The organism is Pseudomonas sp. A125, assembly GCF_055409485.1.
Window position 1 is genome coordinate 37,379 of sequence record NZ_JBUZVP010000007.1, and the last position, 20,435, is coordinate 57,813.

The 20,435-nt window shown below is 61.7% G+C and carries 26 protein-coding genes; 8 read left to right on the forward strand and 18 right to left on the reverse strand.

Annotation, left to right across the window (positions count from 1 at the left end; all coding sequences use genetic code 11):
- The first annotated feature begins 79 nt into the window (after positions 1-79).
- A complete protein-coding gene (rpoH, locus tag ACZRN6_RS11320) occupies positions 80-934 on the forward strand; it encodes an RNA polymerase sigma factor RpoH (protein WP_017845020.1) in 855 nt (284 codons plus the stop codon).
- Positions 935-1,170: 236 nt separating this feature from the next.
- On the opposite strand, the gene mtgA is transcribed toward rpoH, so the two are convergent.
- On the reverse strand, positions 1,171-1,893 hold the full coding sequence (gene mtgA / locus ACZRN6_RS11325) for a monofunctional biosynthetic peptidoglycan transglycosylase (RefSeq protein WP_464007970.1): 723 nt from the start codon (positions 1,891-1,893) through the stop codon (positions 1,171-1,173).
- Between the two features lie 74 nt (positions 1,894-1,967).
- Between mtgA and ACZRN6_RS11330 the strand changes: the two genes are divergently transcribed.
- The 4 genes from ACZRN6_RS11330 (at position 1,968) to trmB (ending at position 4,215) form a co-directional block, all read left to right on the forward strand.
- Positions 1,968-2,348 carry a DUF423 domain-containing protein gene (locus tag ACZRN6_RS11330; RefSeq protein ID WP_464007971.1) on the forward strand — a complete coding sequence of 127 codons (381 nt, stop codon included), beginning with the start codon at positions 1,968-1,970 and terminating at the stop codon, positions 2,346-2,348.
- 71 nt (positions 2,349-2,419) lie between these two features.
- Positions 2,420-2,620, forward strand: coding sequence for a sulfur carrier protein ThiS (gene thiS / locus ACZRN6_RS11335; protein WP_322148137.1), 201 nt, complete (start codon positions 2,420-2,422; stop codon positions 2,618-2,620).
- A 65-nt stretch (positions 2,621-2,685) separates the two neighbouring features.
- Positions 2,686-3,480, forward strand: coding sequence for a thiazole synthase (locus ACZRN6_RS11340; RefSeq protein ID WP_322148136.1), 795 nt, complete (start codon positions 2,686-2,688; stop codon positions 3,478-3,480).
- A gap of 9 nt (positions 3,481-3,489) precedes the next feature.
- On the forward strand, positions 3,490-4,215 hold the full coding sequence (gene trmB / locus ACZRN6_RS11345) for a tRNA (guanosine(46)-N7)-methyltransferase TrmB (protein WP_322148135.1): 726 nt from the start codon (positions 3,490-3,492) through the stop codon (positions 4,213-4,215).
- 304 nt (positions 4,216-4,519) lie between these two features.
- On the opposite strand, the gene ACZRN6_RS11350 is transcribed toward trmB, so the two are convergent.
- From ACZRN6_RS11350 to ACZRN6_RS11390, 9 genes are all read right to left on the reverse strand, one after another.
- Positions 4,520-4,843 carry a DUF3392 domain-containing protein gene (locus tag ACZRN6_RS11350; RefSeq protein WP_003213776.1) on the reverse strand — a complete coding sequence of 108 codons (324 nt, stop codon included), beginning with the start codon at positions 4,841-4,843 and terminating at the stop codon, positions 4,520-4,522.
- A 19-nt stretch (positions 4,844-4,862) separates the two neighbouring features.
- Positions 4,863-6,065 (reverse strand): radical SAM family heme chaperone HemW, encoded by a 1,203-nt coding sequence (hemW, locus tag ACZRN6_RS11355; protein WP_322148134.1) that lies wholly within the window; start codon positions 6,063-6,065, stop codon positions 4,863-4,865.
- Entirely contained in the window at positions 6,062-6,658 is a 597-nt protein-coding gene (rdgB, locus tag ACZRN6_RS11360; RefSeq protein ID WP_088425497.1) for an RdgB/HAM1 family non-canonical purine NTP pyrophosphatase, read from the reverse strand. The genes hemW and rdgB overlap by 4 nt, the downstream gene beginning before the upstream one ends.
- A complete protein-coding gene (locus tag ACZRN6_RS11365; RefSeq protein WP_322148132.1) occupies positions 6,655-7,089 on the reverse strand; it encodes a DUF4426 domain-containing protein in 435 nt (144 codons plus the stop codon). Before ACZRN6_RS11365 ends, rdgB begins: the two co-directional genes overlap by 4 nt.
- A 21-nt stretch (positions 7,090-7,110) precedes the next feature.
- Positions 7,111-7,731: a methionine biosynthesis protein MetW gene (gene metW / locus ACZRN6_RS11370; protein WP_322148131.1), complete on the reverse strand. Its 621-nt coding sequence runs from the start codon at positions 7,729-7,731 to the stop codon at positions 7,111-7,113.
- Between the two features lie 7 nt (positions 7,732-7,738).
- The gene (gene metX / locus ACZRN6_RS11375; protein WP_322148130.1) at positions 7,739-8,878 is read right to left on the reverse strand and encodes a homoserine O-succinyltransferase MetX; all 1,140 of its coding nucleotides are present in this window, start codon (positions 8,876-8,878) and stop codon (positions 7,739-7,741) included.
- Between the two features lie 128 nt (positions 8,879-9,006).
- Positions 9,007-9,594, reverse strand: a complete 588-nt coding sequence (locus ACZRN6_RS11380) for a YggT family protein (protein WP_088425494.1) — start codon at positions 9,592-9,594, stop codon at positions 9,007-9,009.
- Positions 9,595-9,617: 23 nt separating this feature from the next.
- Positions 9,618-10,436 (reverse strand): pyrroline-5-carboxylate reductase, encoded by an 819-nt coding sequence (gene proC, locus ACZRN6_RS11385; RefSeq protein WP_322148129.1) that lies wholly within the window; start codon positions 10,434-10,436, stop codon positions 9,618-9,620.
- Positions 10,437-10,469: 33 nt separating this feature from the next.
- On the reverse strand, positions 10,470-11,156 hold the full coding sequence (locus tag ACZRN6_RS11390; protein ID WP_464007972.1) for a YggS family pyridoxal phosphate-dependent enzyme: 687 nt from the start codon (positions 11,154-11,156) through the stop codon (positions 10,470-10,472).
- Positions 11,157-11,213: 57 nt separating this feature from the next.
- Between ACZRN6_RS11390 and ACZRN6_RS11395 the strand changes: the two genes are divergently transcribed.
- The gene (locus ACZRN6_RS11395) at positions 11,214-12,248 is read left to right on the forward strand and encodes a type IV pilus twitching motility protein PilT (protein WP_464007973.1); all 1,035 of its coding nucleotides are present in this window, start codon (positions 11,214-11,216) and stop codon (positions 12,246-12,248) included.
- Positions 12,249-12,421: 173 nt separating this feature from the next.
- Here the strand turns inward: ACZRN6_RS11395 and ACZRN6_RS11400 are convergent, their stop codons facing one another.
- Positions 12,422-13,057 (reverse strand): C40 family peptidase, encoded by a 636-nt coding sequence (locus ACZRN6_RS11400; RefSeq protein WP_322148125.1) that lies wholly within the window; start codon positions 13,055-13,057, stop codon positions 12,422-12,424.
- 250 nt (positions 13,058-13,307) lie between these two features.
- Here ACZRN6_RS11400 and ACZRN6_RS11405 point away from each other — a divergent pair, with 250 nt between their 5' ends.
- Positions 13,308-13,736 (forward strand): NINE protein, encoded by a 429-nt coding sequence (locus ACZRN6_RS11405; protein ID WP_464007974.1) that lies wholly within the window; start codon positions 13,308-13,310, stop codon positions 13,734-13,736.
- A gap of 144 nt (positions 13,737-13,880) precedes the next feature.
- Here ACZRN6_RS11405 and ACZRN6_RS11410 read toward each other — a convergent pair whose 3' ends face one another.
- The 7 genes from ACZRN6_RS11410 to gshB form a co-directional block, all read right to left on the reverse strand.
- Positions 13,881-15,152 carry a dihydroorotase gene (locus tag ACZRN6_RS11410; protein WP_464007975.1) on the reverse strand — a complete coding sequence of 424 codons (1,272 nt, stop codon included), beginning with the start codon at positions 15,150-15,152 and terminating at the stop codon, positions 13,881-13,883.
- On the reverse strand, positions 15,149-16,153 hold the full coding sequence (locus tag ACZRN6_RS11415; protein WP_063026518.1) for an aspartate carbamoyltransferase catalytic subunit: 1,005 nt from the start codon (positions 16,151-16,153) through the stop codon (positions 15,149-15,151). The genes ACZRN6_RS11410 and ACZRN6_RS11415 overlap by 4 nt, the downstream gene beginning before the upstream one ends.
- A 24-nt stretch (positions 16,154-16,177) precedes the next feature.
- On the reverse strand, positions 16,178-16,684 hold the full coding sequence (pyrR, locus tag ACZRN6_RS11420; protein WP_322148122.1) for a bifunctional pyr operon transcriptional regulator/uracil phosphoribosyltransferase PyrR: 507 nt from the start codon (positions 16,682-16,684) through the stop codon (positions 16,178-16,180).
- 84 nt (positions 16,685-16,768) lie between these two features.
- Positions 16,769-17,206 (reverse strand): Holliday junction resolvase RuvX, encoded by a 438-nt coding sequence (gene ruvX / locus ACZRN6_RS11425; protein WP_003213744.1) that lies wholly within the window; start codon positions 17,204-17,206, stop codon positions 16,769-16,771.
- Positions 17,206-17,775 carry a YqgE/AlgH family protein gene (locus tag ACZRN6_RS11430; RefSeq protein ID WP_464007976.1) on the reverse strand — a complete coding sequence of 190 codons (570 nt, stop codon included), beginning with the start codon at positions 17,773-17,775 and terminating at the stop codon, positions 17,206-17,208. Before ACZRN6_RS11430 ends, ruvX begins: the two co-directional genes overlap by 1 nt.
- A gap of 67 nt (positions 17,776-17,842) precedes the next feature.
- On the reverse strand, positions 17,843-18,742 hold the full coding sequence (locus ACZRN6_RS11435; protein WP_464007977.1) for an energy transducer TonB: 900 nt from the start codon (positions 18,740-18,742) through the stop codon (positions 17,843-17,845).
- 77 nt (positions 18,743-18,819) lie between these two features.
- The gene (gshB, locus tag ACZRN6_RS11440) at positions 18,820-19,773 is read right to left on the reverse strand and encodes a glutathione synthase (RefSeq protein WP_010167673.1); all 954 of its coding nucleotides are present in this window, start codon (positions 19,771-19,773) and stop codon (positions 18,820-18,822) included.
- Positions 19,774-20,012: 239 nt separating this feature from the next.
- Between gshB and pilG the strand changes: the two genes are divergently transcribed.
- The gene (pilG, locus tag ACZRN6_RS11445) at positions 20,013-20,420 is read left to right on the forward strand and encodes a twitching motility response regulator PilG (protein ID WP_322148118.1); all 408 of its coding nucleotides are present in this window, start codon (positions 20,013-20,015) and stop codon (positions 20,418-20,420) included.
- Positions 20,421-20,435 lie beyond the last annotated feature (15 nt).

Below are 20,435 nucleotides of genomic sequence, written 5' to 3' on the forward strand. Positions count from 1 at the left end.
AGGGAACTTGTCCTACGGTTCCCGGTCAATTTTCGCAGTGCTGAACTGCACGAGTTATGTGAGTCGGAGGTTTTTTCGTATGACCACTTCTTTGCAACCTGTCTATGCCTTGGTCCCGGGTGCGAACCTGGAGGCCTATGTGCACACGGTCAACAGCATTCCATTGCTGACGCCCGAGCAGGAGCGTGAACTGGCCGAGAGTCTCTACTATGAGCAGGATTTGGGGGCGGCTCGGCAGATGGTGCTCGCCCACCTGCGTTTTGTCGTACATATCGCCCGTAGCTATTCCGGCTACGGCCTGGCCCAGGCTGACCTGATTCAGGAAGGCAACGTCGGCCTGATGAAAGCGGTAAAACGCTTCAACCCGGAAATGGGTGTGCGCCTGGTGTCTTTTGCCGTGCACTGGATCAAGGCGGAAATTCACGAATTCATCCTGCGCAACTGGCGCATCGTGAAAGTCGCGACCACCAAGGCCCAGCGCAAGCTGTTCTTCAACCTGCGCAGCCAGAAGAAACGCCTGGCGTGGCTGAACAACGAAGAAGTGCATCGCGTGGCCGAAAGCCTCGGCGTTGAGCCACGTGAAGTGCGCGAGATGGAAAGTCGCCTGACCGGCCATGACATGGCTTTCGACCCGGCTGCTGAAGCGGACGACGACAGTGCTTTCCAATCGCCGGCCAACTACCTGGAAGACCACCGGTATGACCCGGCGCGTCAACTGGAAGACGCCGACTGGAGCGACAACTCCAACCACAACCTGCACGAAGCGCTGGAAGTGCTGGACGACCGCAGCCGTGACATCCTCTACCAACGCTGGTTGGCAGAAGAAAAAGCCACGCTGCACGACCTGGCGCAGAAGTACAACGTGTCGGCCGAGCGTATTCGTCAGCTCGAGAAGAGTGCGATGAACAAGCTGAAACTGTCGATCGCCGCCTGAACACCTGCGAAGTGACAAAAAAAATGCCCCGATCGAGAGATCGGGGCATTTTTGTTTGCGCAAGGTCCGGCCATTAGCGCTACCCCGTCCCCCCCGTCCCCCCCCCCGTAGCAGCTGTCGAGCCTTAGCGAGGCTGCGTAGGCCGCGCCGCAGTCTTCAACACCACGTTGCGCCTGACGCAGCCTCGCTAAAGCTCGACAGCTGCTACGGGGAGTAGCGGCGGCCGTAGTGGTGGGTTAGTCAGCCCAAGGCGCTTTGCGCGAGTTGTTCAGCTCATTCAAATAGCTGTCGCCCCCCAACTGACTCATCTGCTGCCGGATCCACGCAGCCCGTCGCGCCACATACGAGGTTGGATGACTGGCACTCCACACCCGGGGATTAGGCAATACCGCCGCCAGATAGCTGGCCTGCTGGCGGGTCAATGCCTTGGCACTCACGCCAAAGTGATGCCGCGCCGCCGCTTCCGCGCCGAACACGCCTTCATCCCACTCCACACTGTTGAGGTACACCTCAAGAATTCGCTGCTTGGGCCAGAAAATCTCGATCAGCCCGGTAAACCAGGCTTCCAGGCCCTTGCGGAAATAACTGCGGCCGGTCCATAAAAACAGGTTCTTCGACACCTGCTGGCTCAAGGTGCTGGCGCCACGAATCGAGCCGCCGCGTTCGTTATGCAGCAACGCCGCCTGGATCGCGCCGAAATCAAAGCCCCAATGCTGCGGGAAGCGCTGGTCTTCGCCCGCCATCACCGCCACTTTAAGTTCGTCGGAGATCTGATCCCACGGCACCCAGGTGCGCTGCACGTCAATCGGCTCGCCGTCGACCCAGGATTCGACCTTGCGCTCGACCATCAGCGCGGTGCCCGGAGGCGGCACGACACGAAACAGCAGCACCAGCAAAACACTGCCGATGGCAAACCACTTGAGGGCTTTGAGAAAACGCTTGAAGAGAAGACGCAGCATAGAGATGGCTTGGCCGAACCCGTTGAGCGGGCCATTATACAGACCCTGCCCACTGAGTCTGACTGGAGTTCCTCATGTTGCGTGGCTTTCTGATGCTGGCTGCCTTTTTCGGTTTTACCGGTGTTGCCCTTGGCGCGTTTGCCGCCCACGGCCTGAAAAACCGCCTGAGCGCCGAGTACGTGGCGATTTTCCACACCGGCGTGACTTACCAACTGGTGCACACCCTGGCGCTTTTCGGCGTGGCACTGCTGGCGGCGCACATCCCAGGCCGCCTGGTGACGTGGGCGGGCGTGTCCTTTGCCATCGGCATCCTGCTGTTCTCCGGCAGCCTGTATATGTTGACCATGACCGGCATCAGCAAGCTCGGCATCATCACTCCGTTCGGCGGCCTCGCGTTCCTGCTGGGCTGGTTCTTCCTGGGGCTCGCTGCTTGGCGCTTGCAACTGACCGCTTGACGCTTGGAGCTGACCTTTAGGCCCCAATCACGCTAGAATGCTGGCCCCTAAAAACGATGGCGGCCCGTGGCATGCGCATTCAGTTGAACGGCGAACCCTTTGAACTGCCCGACGGTGAAACCGTCGGGGCCCTGCTGACCCGTCTGGACTTGACCGGGCGTCGCGTCGCAGTGGAGCTCAACCAGGATATCGTCCCGCGTAGCCAGCACGCCGAGACCGCACTCGCCGAAGGTGACCAGGTTGAAGTGGTCCACGCCATCGGCGGCGGTTAGCCGCCCGGCGCCCAAGGGCGCCACCCCGAATTCTGCAGAACCTCACCCCAACTCGAGGATTTCCCATGAGCATCGTTCGTAGCGACAAGCCTTTCGTCCTGGCCGGTCGTACCTTCCAATCGCGCCTGCTGGTCGGCACCGGCAAGTACCGCGACATGGAAGAAACCCGCCTGGCCATCGAAGCCTCGGGTGCCGAGATCGTCACGTTCGCCGTGCGCCGCACCAACCTGGGCCAGATCGAGGGGGAGCCGAACCTGCTCCAAGTGCTGTCGCCGGATCGCTACACCTTCTTGCCGAACACTGCCGGTTGCTACGACGCCATCGAAGCCGTGCGCACCTGCCGCCTGGCCCGTGAGCTGCTCGACGGCCACAACCTGGTGAAGCTGGAAGTACTGGCCGACCAGAAAACCCTGTTCCCCAACGTGATCGAAACCCTCAAGGCCGCCGAAACCCTGGTCAAGGAAGGCTTCGACGTGATGGTCTACACCAGCGACGACCCGATCATCGCCCGCCAACTGGCTGAAATCGGCTGCATCGCGGTGATGCCGCTGGCCGGCCTGATCGGTTCCGGCCTGGGCATCTGCAACCCGTACAACCTGCAGATCATCCTCGAAGAAGCCAAGATCCCCGTGCTGGTGGATGCGGGCGTGGGCACTGCCTCCGACGCCACCATCGCCATGGAACTGGGGTGTGATGCGGTGCTGATGAACTCGGCCATCGCCCATGCGCAGCAGCCGATCATGATGGCTGAAGCCATGAACCACGCGATCGTCGCGGGCCGCCTGGCGTACCTCGCCGGGCGCATGCCGAAAAAACTTTACGCCAGCGCCTCCTCGCCGCTGGATGGTCTGATCAAGTAAGAGCCATTGATGACTGAATCAAACGAAACGCCGAACACCGTGGAAGAAGGCGACGAGTCCAAGCACCGCCGCATCAAGAGTTTTGTGATGCGCGCCGGTCGCATGACCGAAGGCCAGCAAAAAGGCCTGGAGCAGGGCACGCCGCTGTTCGTGCTGCCGCTGGTGGACGCTCCGGTGGATTACGACCAGGTGTTCGGTCGTTCGGCGCCACGCTCGCTGGAAATCGGCTTCGGCATGGGCCATTCCCTGCTGGAAATGGCGGCGGCTTCGCCGGAACAGGATTTTATCGGGGTTGAGGTGCACCGTCCGGGTGTTGGGGCGCTGCTTAACGGCGTGCTGACCCAGGGCCTGACCAACCTGCGGGTCTATGACTGCGACGCGATCGAAGTGCTCAACCGCTGCATCGCCGACAACAGCCTCGACCGCCTGATGCTGTTCTTCCCGGACCCATGGCACAAGAGTCGCCACCACAAGCGCCGCATCGTCCAGGCGTCCTTCGCGGAACTGGTGCGCAGCAAGCTGAAAGTGGGCGGCATCCTGCACATGGCCACCGACTGGGAACCGTATGCCGAATACATGCTGGAAGTGATGGACGTAGCCCCTGGCTACCGCAACCTGGCCGAAGACGGCAAATGTGTCCCGCGCCCGGCCGAGCGGCCGATCACCAAGTTCGAACGTCGCGGCGAGCGGTTGGGGCATGGGGTTTGGGATTTGAAGTTCGAGAAGGTCGACTGACAAGCCCAGGCTTGGAGCACAGTCAAAAATGTGGGAGCTGCTTGTGTGGTGAGCTGGCCTTTGTGGTGAGCGGGCTTTTGTGGTGAGCGGGCTTGCCCCGCGCTGGGCTGCGAAGCAGCCCCAACACCAAGCACCGCATTCTTTCTGGAATAAAGTGGTGGTTCTATTAGGGCTGCTGCGCAGCCCAGCGCGGGGCAAGCCCGCTCACCACAAAAGCCCACTCACCACAAAAGCCAGCTCCCCACAAAAAGCCAGCCGCCCCCAAAAAAGCCAGCCCCCACATTGTGTTTTGTCTTGTGTGGCGTCAGCGGCGATCCGCCACCACCCCGATCAACACCAGCACCACCAACAGCACCGGTGCCAGGCTGTAGTTGTTGAACTGGCTCAACCCTCGAACAATCCACGGCGTGGCGTAGATCAGCGCAGCACCGCTGCCGATCATGCACACCAGTGCCATCAGCGGCACGCGCAGCGCACCCGCGATGCTGCCCAGCCGTGCTTCGACCCAGCCCTTGATGTCGGCGCCAAACAGCACCAGCAAGCAGCCTACCAGCGCCAGGGAGATTTCCGACAGGTTGCTACGGCTCCAGCGGGACACGGTGGCGAGTAGATCGAGTACCAAATCCATTCGATTTCCTTAAGAGCAGTCAGCTCAAAAACTTCTGCAGCAGGTCATTGAGAAAGAGTTGCCCGCGGTCGGTGGCCGCCAGGCGTGACGGTTCGACCTGCATTAAGCCACTTTGTTCTGCCTCCGTGCGGGCTTCATCGAGGCTCGCCAGCTCAAGGCCAGTGCGCTCGGCGTACAGCCTGGCTTCCACACCGTCGGTGAGGCGCAGGGCGTTCATCAGGAACTCGAACGGCAGTTCTTCGTTGGTCAGTTCTTTGGACCCGGCCAGGTAGTTTTTCGCCGGGTTGAGGTAGTCCTTTGGCGCTCGGGTTTTCCAGGTGCGCACGATGCGCCCGTCCGGGTGGCTGAACTTGCCGTGGGCCCCGGCGCCGATGCCGATGAAGTCGCCAAAGCTCCAGTAGTTCAGGTTATGCCGCGCCGGCCGACCCGGTTGGGCGTAGGCCGAGACTTCGTATTGGGCGTAACCGTGTTCGGCCAGCAGCGCCTGGCCAGCTTCCTGGATGTCCCACAGGGTGTCGTCTTCCGGCAGCACCGGTGGCTGGTTCCAGAACACAGTGTTGGGTTCCAGGGTCAGTTGGTACCAGGACAGGTGCGTGGGCTTGAGGGCAATGGCTTGGCGCAGGTCGCTCAGGGCATCGTCCAGGGACTGATCGGGCAAACCGTGCATCAGGTCCAGGTTGAAGTTGTCGAACCCGGCCAGGCGCGCCATGCCGGCGGCACGTACGGCTTCGTCACCGTTGTGGATGCGGCCCAGGGCTTCGAGTTTTTCCTGCTGGAAGCTCTGGATGCCAATCGACAGCCGGTTGATCCCCAGTTTGCGATACGCCACGAACTTCTCTTGCTCGAACGTCCCGGGATTGGCTTCCAGGGTAATTTCGATGTCGCTGGCGAACGGGATGCGCGCTTCCACACCCTTGAGCAATCGGCCCAGCGCAGCGGCGCTGAACAGGCTCGGCGTGCCGCCACCGAAAAAGATCGAACTCAGCTCACGGCCATACACCGCATGCAGGTCCTGGTCGAGGTCGGCCAGCAACGCGTCGACATACTCTTCTTCCGGCAGCACTTTGCTGGCGGTGTGGGAGTTGAAGTCGCAATAAGGGCATTTGCGCACGCACCACGGGATGTGGATGTACAGCGCCAGGGGCGGCAGTTGAGGCAGCGCCGCCCGAGGTGTTTGCGCGCCACCGAAAATCAGTGGCTGCGCGCAGGTGTTCTGGGTCATTTCAAACCCAGGCGCAGGCGCAGCAAATCCATTGCGCGGGCGCGGTGGCTGATCTGGTTCTTGTCGGCCGGGCTCAGTTCGGCGCTGGAGACATTACGCTCCGGCACCCAGAACAGCGGGTCGTAGCCAAAACCGTGTTCGCCGCTGGCTGCATGCAGGATGCGGCCGTGCCACAGGCCTTCGCAGAGGATCGGCAATGGATCATCGGCATGCCGCACCAGCGCCAGCACGCAGACGAACTGCGCCCCGCGCATCGCGTCCGGCACGTCCTTGAGGGCGTCCAGCAGCTTGGCGTTGTTGGCTGCATCACCTTTGCCGTCGGCATAACGTGCCGAATAGATGCCAGGCGCGCCGCCCAGGAAGTCCACGGCCAGCCCGGAATCGTCCGCCAGCGCTGGCAGGCCGGAAATGCGCGCGGCGTTGCGAGCCTTGAGGATGGCGTTCTCGACAAACGACAGGCCGGTCTCTTCCGGCTCTACCTGGCTGAACTCGCCGATCGAGCGCAGCTGCACCGAGTCACCCAGCATGGCCTGGAGTTCTTTGAGCTTGCCGGCGTTATGGCTGGCCAGCACGAGTTGTGTGAGGTTCATCATTCGGCCGGAAACAGTTCCTGGTTGAAGCTGAAACCGTGGGCTTTGCCGCCGGTTTCAACGTTGATGGTGAAAACCTTGGTTTCCTGCTGCGGCACGGCGTACTGGGCGACGTAAAGCGTGGAACCTTTCTGGGTGATTTTCTTGAACGTCAGCATCTCGCTTTTGCCGCCCAGGTCTTTGATCGTGCCGGTAACGGTCGCGTCTATCGGTTCGACGCCCTTATTTACGAACACGTTGATCATGCCCTGGTCTTTGCTGCGTACGATCCCGGCTTCCTGGGCCATTTCCGGTGTCAGGAAGCTGGTGGTCAGGGTGTTGTAGTGCACCGTGATATCGCCGAATTCTTTCTGGCGATTACCATCGATAGCATCCGCTGCCATGGCGCTGACGCTCAGGCACGCGGTGAGTAGCAAAACAGCCAAACGACTCATGATCGTCCTCCTTGAAAATGGTTAGACGGCAACCTGGTGGTCCGCAAGGCCCGGGCTGCTGACGCGGTAGATCCCGATCTCACCCAGCAGGTTGGGCCATAGCTTACTCGCCCAGCCGTGACGATGCTGTTGATCGACGGCAAGGCGGTTGATGACTTTGGCGTCACGCTCGCCACACAGCGCTTCGAAGTCCTCGAAGGTGCAGAAGTGGATGTTGGGCGTGTTGTACCAGGTGTACGGCAGGAAGTCCGACACTGGCATGCGGCCCTTGGTGGCCAGGTACCAGCGGCAGCGCCAGTGCCCGAAATTGGGGAAGGTGATGATGCACTGGCGGCCCACGCGCAACATTTCGTCGAGGATCCGGTCGGGGTAGTGCACGGCTTGCAGCGCCTGGGTCATGACCACGATGTCGAAGCTGTTGCTGGCAAAGTTGCCCAGGCCCTTGTCCAGGTCCTGCTCGATCACGTTGATGCCCTTGGCCACGCACTGAGCGATGTTGTCCGGGTCGTTTTCCAGGCCATAGCCGGTGACTTGCTTGTTGTCGCGCAGCCAACTCAGCAGTTCGCCATCACCGCAACCGAGGTCGAGCACGCGGCTGCCGGCGGGGATCCAGTCTTGGATGATTTCCAGGTCGGCTCTCATGGCGTTCTCACAGAGTTATGCGGTTCATGTAGTTGCTAAAGGCTTGCAAGTAACGCGGGATCGGGATCAGGAAGGCGTCGTGGCCCTGCGGTGCGTCGATCTCCAGGTAGCAGACGTCTTTCTTGGCGGCCATCAGTGCGTCCACCAGTTCCCGCGAGCGGGCCGGGGAGAAGCGCCAGTCGGTGGTGAACGACATCACGCAGAACTTGGCCGTGGCCGCCTCGAAGGTGCGCGCCAGGTCGTCGTCGAAGTTCGCCGCCGGGTCGAAGTAGTCCAGGGCCTTGGTCATCAGCAGGTAGGTGTTGGCGTCGAAACGCCCGGAAAACTCCTCGCCCTGGTAACGCAGGTAGCTCTCGACCTGGAACTCGACGCTGTGGAAGTCGTAGTTGAGCTTCTCGCTCTTGAGGCCACGGCCGAATTTCTCGCCCATGGAGTCATCCGACAGGTAGGTGATGTGCCCGACCATGCGCGCCAGCATCAGCCCGCGCTTGGGGATCACGCCCGCTTCCTGGAACGAACCGCCGTGGAACTCCGGGTCGGTGAGGATCGCCTGGCGCGCCACTTCGTTGAAGGCGATGTTCTGCGCTGACAACTTGGGAGCCGAGGCGATAGCCAGGCAATGGCGCACGCGGTCCGGGTAGGTGATGGTCCATTGCAGGGCCTGCATGCCGCCCAGGCTGCCGCCGATCACCGCGGCCCATTGGGCGATGCCCAGTACATCGGCCAGGCGCGCCTGGCTGTGTACCCAGTCTTCCACGGTCAGCACCGGGAAGTCGGCGCCAAATGGCTTGCCGGTTTCCGGGTTGAGGCTGCTGGGGCCGGTGGAGCCGTTGCAGCCGCCGAGGTTGTTCAGGCTGACCACGAAGAATTTGTTGGTGTCGATGGGCTTGCCGGGGCCGATGCAGCTGTCCCACCAGCCGGGCTTGCGCTCGTCCATGCTGTGGAACCCCGCAGCGTGGTGATGACCGGACAGGGCGTGGCAGATCAGCACGGCATTGCTGCCGGAGGCGTTCAGTTGGCCGTAGGTTTCATAGATCAGGTCGTAGGCGGGCAGCGAACGGCCGCAGGCCAGGGCCAGCGGTTCGCAAAAGTGCGCCACTTGGGGTACGACCAGTCCAACAGAATCGGGGGGGAAGGCAGCTGGCATCGACCCTGCTCTCGTTTAAATGAGGCGTAAGTCTAAAGACCGCTGCACCCAGCGGCAAGCAAAGGCCGGCGGCTGGTGTTTTTAGAGGTTTTTGGGGCAAGGGAGCAAGCTCCCTTGCCCTCCAACTATCAGATCAGGCCGAACAGTTCTTTGGGCATGAATGCATAGAACGCCAAGCGCGGAATCACCCAGCTTTGCAGCAACTGAATGGCGATAAACGCGAAGATTGGCGAGATATCCAGGCCACCCAGGTTCGGGATCAGGCGACGGAACGGCGCCAGCACCGGCTCAGTGATCTGCGCCACCAGTTCTGCGCCAGGGCTGCGGCTGCCCGGAGCGACCCAGGACAGGATCACACTGATGATCATCGACCAGAAAATGATCTTCAAGAACAGCGAGAAAATTCCGATCAATGCCCACGGCAGCAACAGCAACGTGGTGGCCTGGTAGCCGTTGAGCAGCAGGATGACCGCGAACAGCAGGATCTGCAGCAGCAGCGCCAACACCAGCGACGACATGTCCAGGCCGAACATGCTCGGGATCACCCGGCGCAGTGGCTTGAGCAGCGGTTGCGTGGCCTTCACCACGAATTGGCACAGCGGGTTGTAGAAGTTCGCCCGCACCAGTTGCAGGATAAAACGCATCAGCACGATCAGCAGGTACAGGCTGCCCAGGGTCTGGATGATAAAAATGGCAGCGTCATTGATTCCGAGCATGTTTGATTCCTATGTGGGGACGACTATTTGCCCAGCTGCTCGGCCATTTCGGCCGAACGATGTGCTGCGGCACCCAGTGCTTTTTCCACCAGGGCTTCAAAGCCCCCGGCCTGGAATGATTCGATGGCGGCTTGGGTGGTGCCGCCCGGCGAGGTCACGCGACGGCGCAATTCGGCAGCGTCGACATCACTGGCCACGGCCATCTGCGCGGCGCCCAGCGCGGTTTGCTCGGCCAGTTGTTCAGCGACTTCGTGTGGCAAGCCCAGTTTCACGCCGGCGGCGGTCATGGATTCGATCAACAGGAAGAAGTAGGCCGGGCCGCTGCCGGACACGGCGGTGACGGCGTCCAGTTGCTGCTCTTGTTCCAGCCACAGGGCAATGCCCACCGCGGACAACAACTCTTGTGCCTGGTCGCGCTGGGCGGCAGTCACTTCGCCGGTGGCGTACAAGCCGCTCACGCCCTTGCGCAGCAGCGCCGGGGTGTTGGGCATGCAGCGCACGATGGGCTGTGCGCCGAGCCAGGTGTTCATGCTGGCGCAGGTAATGCCGGCGGCGATGGACACCACCAGTTGGTGGGGCTTGAGGCTTGGGCGCAGGCTTTCGCACACGGCTTTCATGGCCTGGGGCTTGACCGCCAGCACCACCACGTCAACGCCTTCAATCGCGTGTGCGTTGTCGGCGAAGGTTTCGATACCGTGCTCTGCGCTGACGCGTGCGCGGGTGTCGGCGCCCGGGTCGCTGGCGCGAATCCGTTGTGCTTCCAGGCCCTTGGCCCGCAGGCCGCCGATCAGGCTGGCCGCCATGTTGCCGGCGCCGATAAAGGCAATACGCGTGTTGCTCATGACAGGTCCTTACTCAGATGGAAGTCAGCCATTTCAAGGTTGGCCGTAGTCGCGGGCACCAAACAGGGCGGTACCGATCCGCACCCAGGTGGCCCCTTGGGCGATGGCCGACTCAAGGTCGTGGCTCATGCCCATGGAAAGTGTGTCGAGCGCAAGGCTCAGGCTCGCTTGCAGGTCGCGCACGGTGGCGAAGGCTGCGTCCTGCGCTGCACGGTCGTCGGTAGGCTCGGGAATGGCCATCAAGCCGCGCAGCGTCAGGCGCGGCAGGGCGCTGATAGCTTCGGCCAGCGCAGGCAGGTCGGCGGGTGTACAGCCGGACTTGCTGGCCTCGCCACTGACGTTGACCTGGATGCAGATATTCAGCGGCGGCAGGTCGGCCGGGCGTTGCTCGGACAGGCGTTGTGCGATTTTCAGGCGGTCCACGGAATGCACCCAGGCGAAGTGCTCGGCGATCGCACGAGTCTTGTTCGATTGAATGGGGCCGATGAAGTGCCAACTCAAGGGCAGGTCGGCTAATTCAGCCTGTTTACCCAGCGCTTCCTGCAGATAGTTCTCGCCAAAGTCATGCATCCCGGCGGCATAGGCTTCGCGCACGGCGTGCGCGGGCTTGGTCTTGCTCACGGCCAGCAGGTGCACGCCGGCTGCGTCGCGCTGCGAGGCCTCGGCCGCCGCACGGATCCGCTCGGAAACCAGGCTGATGTTGTCTGCTATGGTCGACATTCAAGTTGCACCCGTGGATATGGAGTCCGCGGCATTCTACTGGAAATGGAAAGCCCTATGGATATCACTGAACTGCTGGCTGCCGGCGTGCGCCTGGGCGCCTCGGACCTGCACCTGTCGGCCGGGTGGGTGCCGATGTTGCGAGTGGATGGCGACGTCTGGCCGCTCGATTGGCCGGTGCTGGCCCCGACCCAGGTCGCGGAGTTACTCAGCCCTTTGCTGAACAGTTACCAGCAAAAGGATTTCGAAACATCTCTTGAAACGGATTTTGCCTTCGAGTTGCCCGAGGTGGCGCGGTTTCGGGTGAACGTGTTCCAGCAGCACCGGGGCATAGGCGCGGTGTTTCGTACCATCCCATCGACAGTGCAGAGCCTGGAAAACCTGGGGTTGGGCGAGGTGTTCCGGCGCTTCGCGGATTTGCCCCGCGGGCTGGTGTTGGTCACCGGGCCGACTGGTTCGGGCAAGTCCACGACCCTGGCGGCGATGATCGACTACCTCAACACCCATCGACGCCAGCACATCCTCACCCTTGAAGACCCGATCGAGTTTATCCATCAGCCTAAAAATGCCCTGATCAACCAGCGTCAGGTGCATCGCGACACCCATAGTTTTTCAACGGCCCTGCGTTCGGCATTGCGCGAAGACCCGGACGTGATACTGGTGGGTGAATTGCGGGATCTGGAAACCATCCGGCTCGCGCTGACGGCGGCAGAAACCGGGCACCTGGTATTCGGTACGCTGCACACCACCTCGGCGGCTAAAGCTGTGGACCGGATGGTGGATGTGTTTCCGGCCGGGGAAAAGGCCATGGTCCGCTCGATGCTCTCGGAGTCATTGCAGGCGGTGGTGTCCCAGGTGCTGGTGAAGAAGAGCGGAGGCGGGCGAGTGGCGGCTCACGAAATCATGCTTGGCACGCCGGCGATTCGTAACCTGATCCGCGAGGACAAGGTGGCGCAGATGTACTCGGCGATCCAGACCGGCGGAGCATTGGGGATGACGACGCTGGACATGAGCTTGAAGGCGCTGGTCAGCCAAGGCCTGATCAGCCGGGAGCATGCCCGGGAGAAGGCGAGGGTGCCTGGGGATATTTGAGGTCGCGTGGGCGATGAAAAACGAATGCAGGACTGGCTTATGTGGGAGCTGGGCTTGCCCGCGATGCAGGCACCCCGGTGTATCAGTCACACCGCGGTGATGCTATCGCAGGCAAGCCAGCTCCCACACAAGCCCGCTCACCACAGCAAGCCAGCTCCCACATCAGCGTGATATCAGCGCTGCACAATCCGCAGGTTGTTCTGTTCTTTAGGCAGGACACGCTTGGCAATCACGTAGTTCTTGTCCCAGAACGGCTTCTTCAGCGTATCGATGCTCACGGACTTGCCACGACGCGGTGCATGGATGAAACGGTCGTTGCCCAGGTAGATGGCAACGTGGTTCACCTGGCGGCTCTTAAGTTTGAAGAACAGCAGGTCGCCCGGTTTCAAATCCTTGCGCTCGACCTTTTGCCCGTGGCCTGCGGCCATGGCGTTGGAGGTGCGCGGCAAATCCACGGCTTTTACATCATTAAACGCATATTTCACCAAGCCACTGCAGTCGAACCCTTTACTTGGGCTGCTGCCGCCCCAACGATAAGGAGTACCGAGCACGTTGACGGCGCGGCTGAGGACATTGCTGCTTTGCTTGGTGTTGACCGCCATCAGCCCTGGAGCTGTTTTGCCGTGGGCCTTGCTCAGTTGAGTCGGGCGCTGCACGGTCAGCTTTACCGATTTAACGGAGCTGGTGGTGGTGTGGACTTTAGGGGTGAAACCGTTAACGCTGGGAAGTCGTTGCTCACGATTGGTGGCGTGGGCGGCCAGTGGCATTAATAGGCAAATGGTTAGCCATGTCTTGAAAAATGGTCGCATCAGGCAAGGCTCTTTTTGGTTTGCGCGCAACTTTATAACAGCTTTTTGTGTCTTTCTCAGGCCGTTTGTCGACTGAACCCTGGGGTCAAATTCAGGAAAACCGTGACGAATTGCCGCGATTGTCCTACACAAGTCAGGCGGTATAAGGCTTTGAGGGAAGCGAAGATACCATTTGCCGCATGTCGGGCGCCCGTAAAAAAGTCACAAAGAAACCAGAAATATTTATCTATCGAGGCAAAAGAGGTACTGCATGAACACCTATCGACAGGATGTTTCGCAACAAGACACCCACAGCAAGGTGATCGGTTACCTGCTCTGGATTTTCGGTTTTACCGGTGCTCACCGCTTTTATTACGGCAAGCCGGTGACCGGGACGATCTGGTTTTTCACCTTCGGTTTATTCGGGATTGGCTGGCTGATCGACTTGTTCCTGATTCCGGCGATGGACCGGGAAGCGGACCTGCGATTTATCGCCGGGCCGATTGAATACAACGTGGCCTGGATTTTGTTGGCGTTCCTGGGCGTGTTCGGGTTGCACCGCATGTATCAGGGCAAATGGATCAGCGGGATCATTTACCTGCTGACCGGCGGGTTGTTCCTGATCGGCGTGCTGTATGACTTCTGGACGCTGAATACGCAGATTTCGATCCGCAATGCCGAGCGTAACGGCGGTCGTTAAGCACTCTAACCCAATGTAGGCGCGGTCAAATGTGGGAGCCGGGCTTGCCCGCGATAGCATCGCCTCGGTGCATCAGATGCACCGAGGTGCCCGCATCGCAGGCAAGCCAGCTCCCACACTGACTGTGCCCACATTGGATCGGATTTAAGCCTGGTAGCTGATCCGCCCATCCACCAGCGTGTACCGCACAGTCGCCGGCAAGCTATGGCCGATGAACGGGCAGTTCTCGCCCTTGGACAGCCAGTGTTCCCCGGCAATCGTGGAGCTGGCCGGATCAAACAGCACCAGGTCTGCTGCCGAACCCACCGCCAGCTTGCCCGCCGGCAGACGTAGCGCCTCGGCAGGGCCCGAACTGAGGCGCGCCAGCAGCGTCGGCAGGTCCAGCAAACCATCTTCCACCAACGTCATCGCCAGCGGCAGCAACAACTCGACGCTGCTGATGCCAGGCTCTGTGGCGCCGAACGGCGCGAGCTTGGCATCCCGCTCGTGGGGCTGGTGATGGCTGGAAATCGCCGAAACCACCCCGGACTTCACCGCCGCCCGCAAACCGTCACGGTCAGCACGCGTACGCAGCGGCGGCTGCACGTGATACAGGCTGGAGAAGTCGATCAGCGCCTCGTCCGTCAAAATCAGTTGGTACAGCGCCACATCCGCCGTCACCGGCAACCCGCGCGCCTGCGCCTGTGCGATCAGGGCCACGCCGCGCGCGCTGGTCAGCTGGCTGAAGTGCGCGCGTACGCCGCTTTGCTCCACCAACAGCAGGTCACGGGCCAGGGCCACGGTCTCGGCGGTTTCCGGGATGCCCGGCAGGCCGAGGAAGCTCGCGGTGGCGCCTTCGTGGGCCAGGCCGCCTTCGGCCAGGTCACGGTCCTGGGAGTGGAAAATCACAGTCAGGTCGAAGGTGGCGGCATATTCCAGCGCGCGGCACAGGGTGCGGGTGCTGCGAAAGCTCTCCAGACCGTTGCCAAAGGCCACGCAACCCGCGTCGCGCAGGGCGATCAGCTCCGCCAACTGTTCGCCTTCCAGGCCTTTGCTCAGGGCGCCGATGGGAAACACTTTGCAGTTACCGGCTTCGCGGGCGCGGTCGAGGATCAGCTCGGTCACGGCCGAGGTGTCCAGCACCGGCTTGGTGTGGGGCGGGCAGCACAGGCTGGTCACGCCACCCGCAGCAGCGGCGCGGGTTTCGCTGGCGATGCTGCCTTTGCGGCTGTAACCCGGCTCGCGCAGGGCGACGTTCAGGTCCACCAGCCCGGGCGCGGCGATCAGGCCTTTGGCGTCGATGGTTTCGCTGGCGCTGAAACCGCTTGGGGCGGCACCCATGGCAATGATCTTGCCGGCTTCCAGGTGCAGATCGGTGACTTGGTCCAGGCCGCTGGCCGGATCGATGACTCGGGCGCCGAGAATGCTGAACTTCACTGGGCGTTCTCCTGCTCGAATTGACGTTGTGCGGTTTGCCCGCTCATGGCCATGGACAACACCGCCATGCGCACGGCGATGCCGTACGTAACCTGGTTGAGAATCACCGACTGCGGGCCGTCGGCCACCGCCGACTCAATCTCCACACCACGGTTGATCGGCCCCGGGTGCATCACGATGGCATCCGGCTTGGCACCGGCGAGGCGCGCAGTCGTCAAGCCGAACAAGCGGTAGAACTCGCCTTCGCTCGGCAGCAGGCCACCGGCCATGCGCTCGCGTTGCAGGCGCAGCATGATCACCACGTCCACATCCTTCAGGCCTTCGGTCATGTCGGTGTAGACCTTCACGCCGTATTGCTCGATGCCGATCGGCAGCAGGGTCTTGGGCGCGATCACGCGGATGTCCGGGCAGCCCAGGGCTTTGAGGGCCAGCATGTTCGAGCGCGCGACCCGCGAGTGCAGGATGTCGCCGACGATGGCCACCGAGAGGTTTTCAAAGCTGCCCTTGTGCCGGCGGATGGTCAGCATGTCGAGCATGCCCTGCGTCGGGTGGGCGTGGCGGCCGTCGCCGCCGTTGATGATTGCGACGTTCGGGCACACGTGCTCGGCGATGAAGTGTGCGGCGCCGGAATCGCCGTGGCGCACCACAAACATGTCGGCGGCCATGGCTTCCAGGTTGCGCAGGGTGTCGAGCAGGGTTTCGCCCTTGCTCGCCGACGAGGTGGACACGTTCAGCGTGATCACGTCAGCCGACAGCCGTTGGGCCGCCAGCTCAAAGGTGGTGCGGGTGCGGGTCGAGTTCTCGAAGAACACGTTGCAGATGGTCTTGCCGCGCAACAGCGGGACTTTTTTCACCGCCCGGCCGCCGACTTCGAGGAACGAGTCGGCCGTGTCGAGGATTTCAGTGAGCAGTTCGCGGGGCAAGCCGTCGAGGGACAGGAAGTGTTGCAGCTGGCCCTGAGCATTGAGCTGCAGCGGGCGCTTGGCATCTAGAGGCGTCATCGCGGGGACTCTTTACAAGGCGGTTTAAAGGGCAAGGTCTTGCAGTTCGAGTTCGAGCGGCGTGGGACCGGACAATTTTACCCGCTGGTGGGCTTCAAGGGACAGTGTGGCGCCGACTACGTCCGGGCTGATCGGCAATTCGCCGGCGTCCAGGTCCAGCAGGCAGACCAGGGTCACGCTGGCCGGGCGACCGTAGTCGAACAGTTCGTTCAGCGCGGCGCGGATGGTGCGGCCGCTCATCAGTACGTCATCGATCAGCACCAGGTGCTGGCCTTCGATCTCGAAGGGCAGGGCCGAGGGGCGCACTTGGGGGTGCAGGCCGTTCTGGCTGAAGTCGTCGCGGTAGAAGGATACGTCCAGGGTACCCAGGGGCGAGTCGCTGCCCAGTTCTTCCAGCAGCGCCTGGGCTACCCATACGCCACCGGTGCGAATGCCGATAAAGCGCGGTTCGCCGATGGCGCGGTGTTCCAGGTGCGCCTTGAGGCGGATCGCCATCTGGCTGATCAGGTCGGCGGGATTGGGCAGGCTCATGGTGGCTCCTTCAAGGCCTTGCGCGGCGGGGGTTGTCTGCAAGGACCGGGCTCAAACGTAAGAAGACGCGGCAAGCCGCGTCAGTCAGGATTCAAATAAAGCGGTGTTTTCATCCAGCCAGCCCTGCAACAGCAAGGCGGCAGCGATGGCATCCACCGGGTTGTCGCGGTAACTGCCTTTCTGCCCGCCACGGTCACGGCGCTCGCCCTTGGCCTCGAACGTGGTCAGGCGTTCGTCGTGGGTATAGAAGGGCAGGTTGTAGCGGCCATTCAGGCGGCGGGCGAATTTTTCGGCCCGCAGGCACATCTCGCTTGGGGTACCGTCCATGTTCAAGGGCAGGCCGACCACTACCGCGTCGGGCTTCCACTCCTTGATCAGGGCTTCGACCTGGTTCCAGTCCGGCACGCCGTTCTGGGCCTTCAAGGTGCACAGCTCGCGGGCCTGGCCGGTGATGACCTGGCCGACAGCAACGCCGATCTGTTTGGTGCCGTAGTCAAAGCCGAGGATCAGACGCAAGGCCATCAGGCGTGCCCCGCCTGGCTGGTCAACAGGCTGAGGTTGACCCGCAGTTTGGCGGCCGCCGCTTCCAGGCGCAGTTCGCTGGGGGTGTTGAACAGGATGTCGGCATCAAACGGGCAGGTCAGCCAGGCATTGCTCGCAAGCTCGGCCTCCAGTTGCCCGGCTTCCCAACCGGCGTAGCCCAGGGTGATCACGCTTTGATCAGGCCCGACACCGTCGGCGATGGCGAACAGCACGTCCTGGGACGTGGACAGGGACAAGCCTTCAAGGTCCACGGTCGCCTGGAATTTCGGCCCGGTGGGGTGCAGCACAAAACCCCGGTCAGTCTGTACCGGCCCGCCGATGTAGATCGGTACGTGCTGGCAGCTGGCTGGCGGGTCGATGTCCGGGCGCAATTGCTCGAGGATATCGGCCAGGTTCAGGTCTTGCGGGCGGTTGACCACCAACCCCATCGCACCATTGGCGGTGTGCTCGACGATGTAGGTCAAGGTCTGCGCAAAGTTCGGGTCGGCCATATGGGGCATGGCGATCAGGAATTGGTGCTTGAGGTAGGTCGGGCTGACATTTTTCATGTCCGCTAGTGTGGCGTTGGAGGGGCGAACTGACAAGCCGGGGATGCGCAGGAAATCGGCGAAGTGCTCAATTGCTCGACAGCCGATCACCCTTGGCAAAGCGCCAGGTGCGAATGATTTCCAGGCGGTCGATGTCGTTCAAGTCGCCGGTAAACGGCGCGAAAGGCGCCGCCAGACGCACGATGCGCTGCGCCGCCTGGTCCAGCAGCGGTTGGCCGGAGGACTCCAGCACCTGCACTTCGTACAAAGTGCCATCGCGGTTGATCGACACCAGCAGTCGCAAATTACCGTAGATCTGCTGGCGGCGGGCTTCGTCCGGGTAGTTCAGGTTGCCGATGCGCTCGACCTTCTTGCGCCATTCGTCCTTATACCAGGCGCCTTTGTCGCGCATGGTGGAGGCGGCGTTGAGGCGGTAGATGCGTGGGCGCTTGGCGTACAGCTGTTGTTCGTGGGCCAGTTCGGCTTCCAGGCTGGAGATTTCACTGGAAAGTTGCGAGCTGTCAAACGTCGGGGCCGGCGGGGTGGGTGCGAGTTCGGTCTTGGTCTTTTCGCGCTGGGTCGGGGCTTTTTGCGGCTTGGGTGCAATCGTGGTGACGGCGGCCTTGGGTGCAGCCTGTTTCACCTCGGGCTTGGGCGCCGGCGGTGGCGTGACCTTGTTGACCTTGTTGTCCTGGAATGGCGCCACTTCAGTGGTCTTGGGCACGGCCTTCTTGTCGAGGGTACCGCTGCCTTGCTGATTGTCCTGGGCCAGAAAATCAGCCTTTTCGGGCTTCTTTTCGCTCTTGAAGGTGGCGAGGGTGATTTCCAGGGTCTTGGTGATTTGCTTGGGCTCGGCAAAGGTGAAGCCCAGGCCGAGGATCAACGCCAGGTGAATCAACGCCGCCAGAAACAGGGTAAATCCGAGCCGATCAGCCGGGCGCACGCCGCTGTGGGAGAGTTCGGGGGGCAGATCGGGCGGGAGCGTCATGACAAGAAAACCAACATCGCGCGTTTCACAGGTGGCGCATGATAACGCAATGTTGGTTTGTGTCCGGCTGTTCTATGTCACTTGGCTTGTAGCTTGGAGGCAATCGCGGCCATCAGCATTTCGCCGATGTTCGTGCCAAATGCGTTGTCGATCTCGCGAATACACGTCGGACTGGTGACGTTGATTTCGGTGAGATTTTCGCCAATTACGTCCAGTCCTACGAACAGCAGGCCTTTTTCGCGCAGGGTTGGGCCGACTTGGGCTGCAATCCAGCGATCCTTGTCGGTCAGTGGGCGGGCTTCACCCCGGCCACCGGCCGCCAGGTTTCCGCGGGTCTCGCCGGCAGCCGGAATGCGCGCCAGGCAGTAAGGCACCGGCTCGCCGTCGATCATCAGGATGCGCTTGTCGCCGTCCTTGATCGCCGGGATATAGGCCTGGCCCATGATCTGCTGGGTGCCCAGCGCGGTCAGGGTTTCCAGGATCACCGACAGGTTCGGGTCGCCGGCGCGGTGACGGAAGATCGAGGTGCCGCCCATGCCGTCCAGCGGCTTGAGGATCACATCGCCGTGCTTGGCGGCAAATTCACGCAGCACATCGGCGCGGCGGCTGACCACGGTCGGCGGCGTGCACTGCGGGAACAAGGTGGCAAACAGCTTTTCATTGCAGTCGCGCAGGCTCTGCGGCTTGTTGACGATCAACACGCCCGCGCGTTCGGCCTGCTCCAGCAGGTAGGTGGAGTAGACGAACTCCATGTCGAACGGCGGATCCTTGCGCATCAGGATCACGTCGAGGTCGCTCAGGGGGCTGTCGATTTCGTCTTGCAGTTCGAACCACTTCTCGGGGTTGGCAAACACCTGCAGGGGGCGCATGCGCGCCCGCGCTTCACCGTCGCCCTGGTAAAGGTCCGGCTGCTCCATATAGAACAGGCTCCAGCCGCGGGCCTGGGCGGCCAGCAGCATGGCCAGCGAGCTATCCTTTTTATAGGAAATGCTGGCGATAGGGTCCATGACAATGCCGACGCGAACGCTCATGGGGGATTTCCTCTAGCAAATAAGGGCGCATAAAAGTGGCGTCAGAGTGGCGCTGCGGCTGTTGTGGGTCAAGGAAAAACCACCGCGCGGGTCGGCCGATAGATTGCGTTCTGAGACTGTGCTAAAAAGGCTGCCATGGCGCATCAGCCCTTGAATCCCGAGGCTTCTGGCGCGCATGCGGTGCAACATCAGGCAGTACACACCGAAAACCTATTCGCTGTGGCGATGGTAGAGCAGATATGGAACAGCATTCCAACGCCTTGAAAGTGATGGTGATCGACGATTCGAAAACGATTCGCCGCACGGCCGAAACACTGTTGAAGAACGTAGGGTGCGACGTCATCACGGCCATCGACGGTTTCGATGCCCTGGCCAGGATTGTTGACCATCACCCGCACATTATCTTTGTCGACATCATGATGCCGCGCCTGGATGGTTATCAGACCTGCGCGCTGGTGAAGAACAACCCGGCGTTCAAGTCGATCCCGGTGATCATGCTGTCCTCCAAGGATGGGCTGTTCGACAAGGCCAAGGGGCGCATCGTTGGTTCTGATCAATTTTTGACCAAGCCTTTCAGCAAGGAAGAACTGCTGAGTGCGATCAAGGCCTATGTGCCGGGCTTCGCCGCAGTAGAACAAGCACACTGACGGGGCCCCACGAGG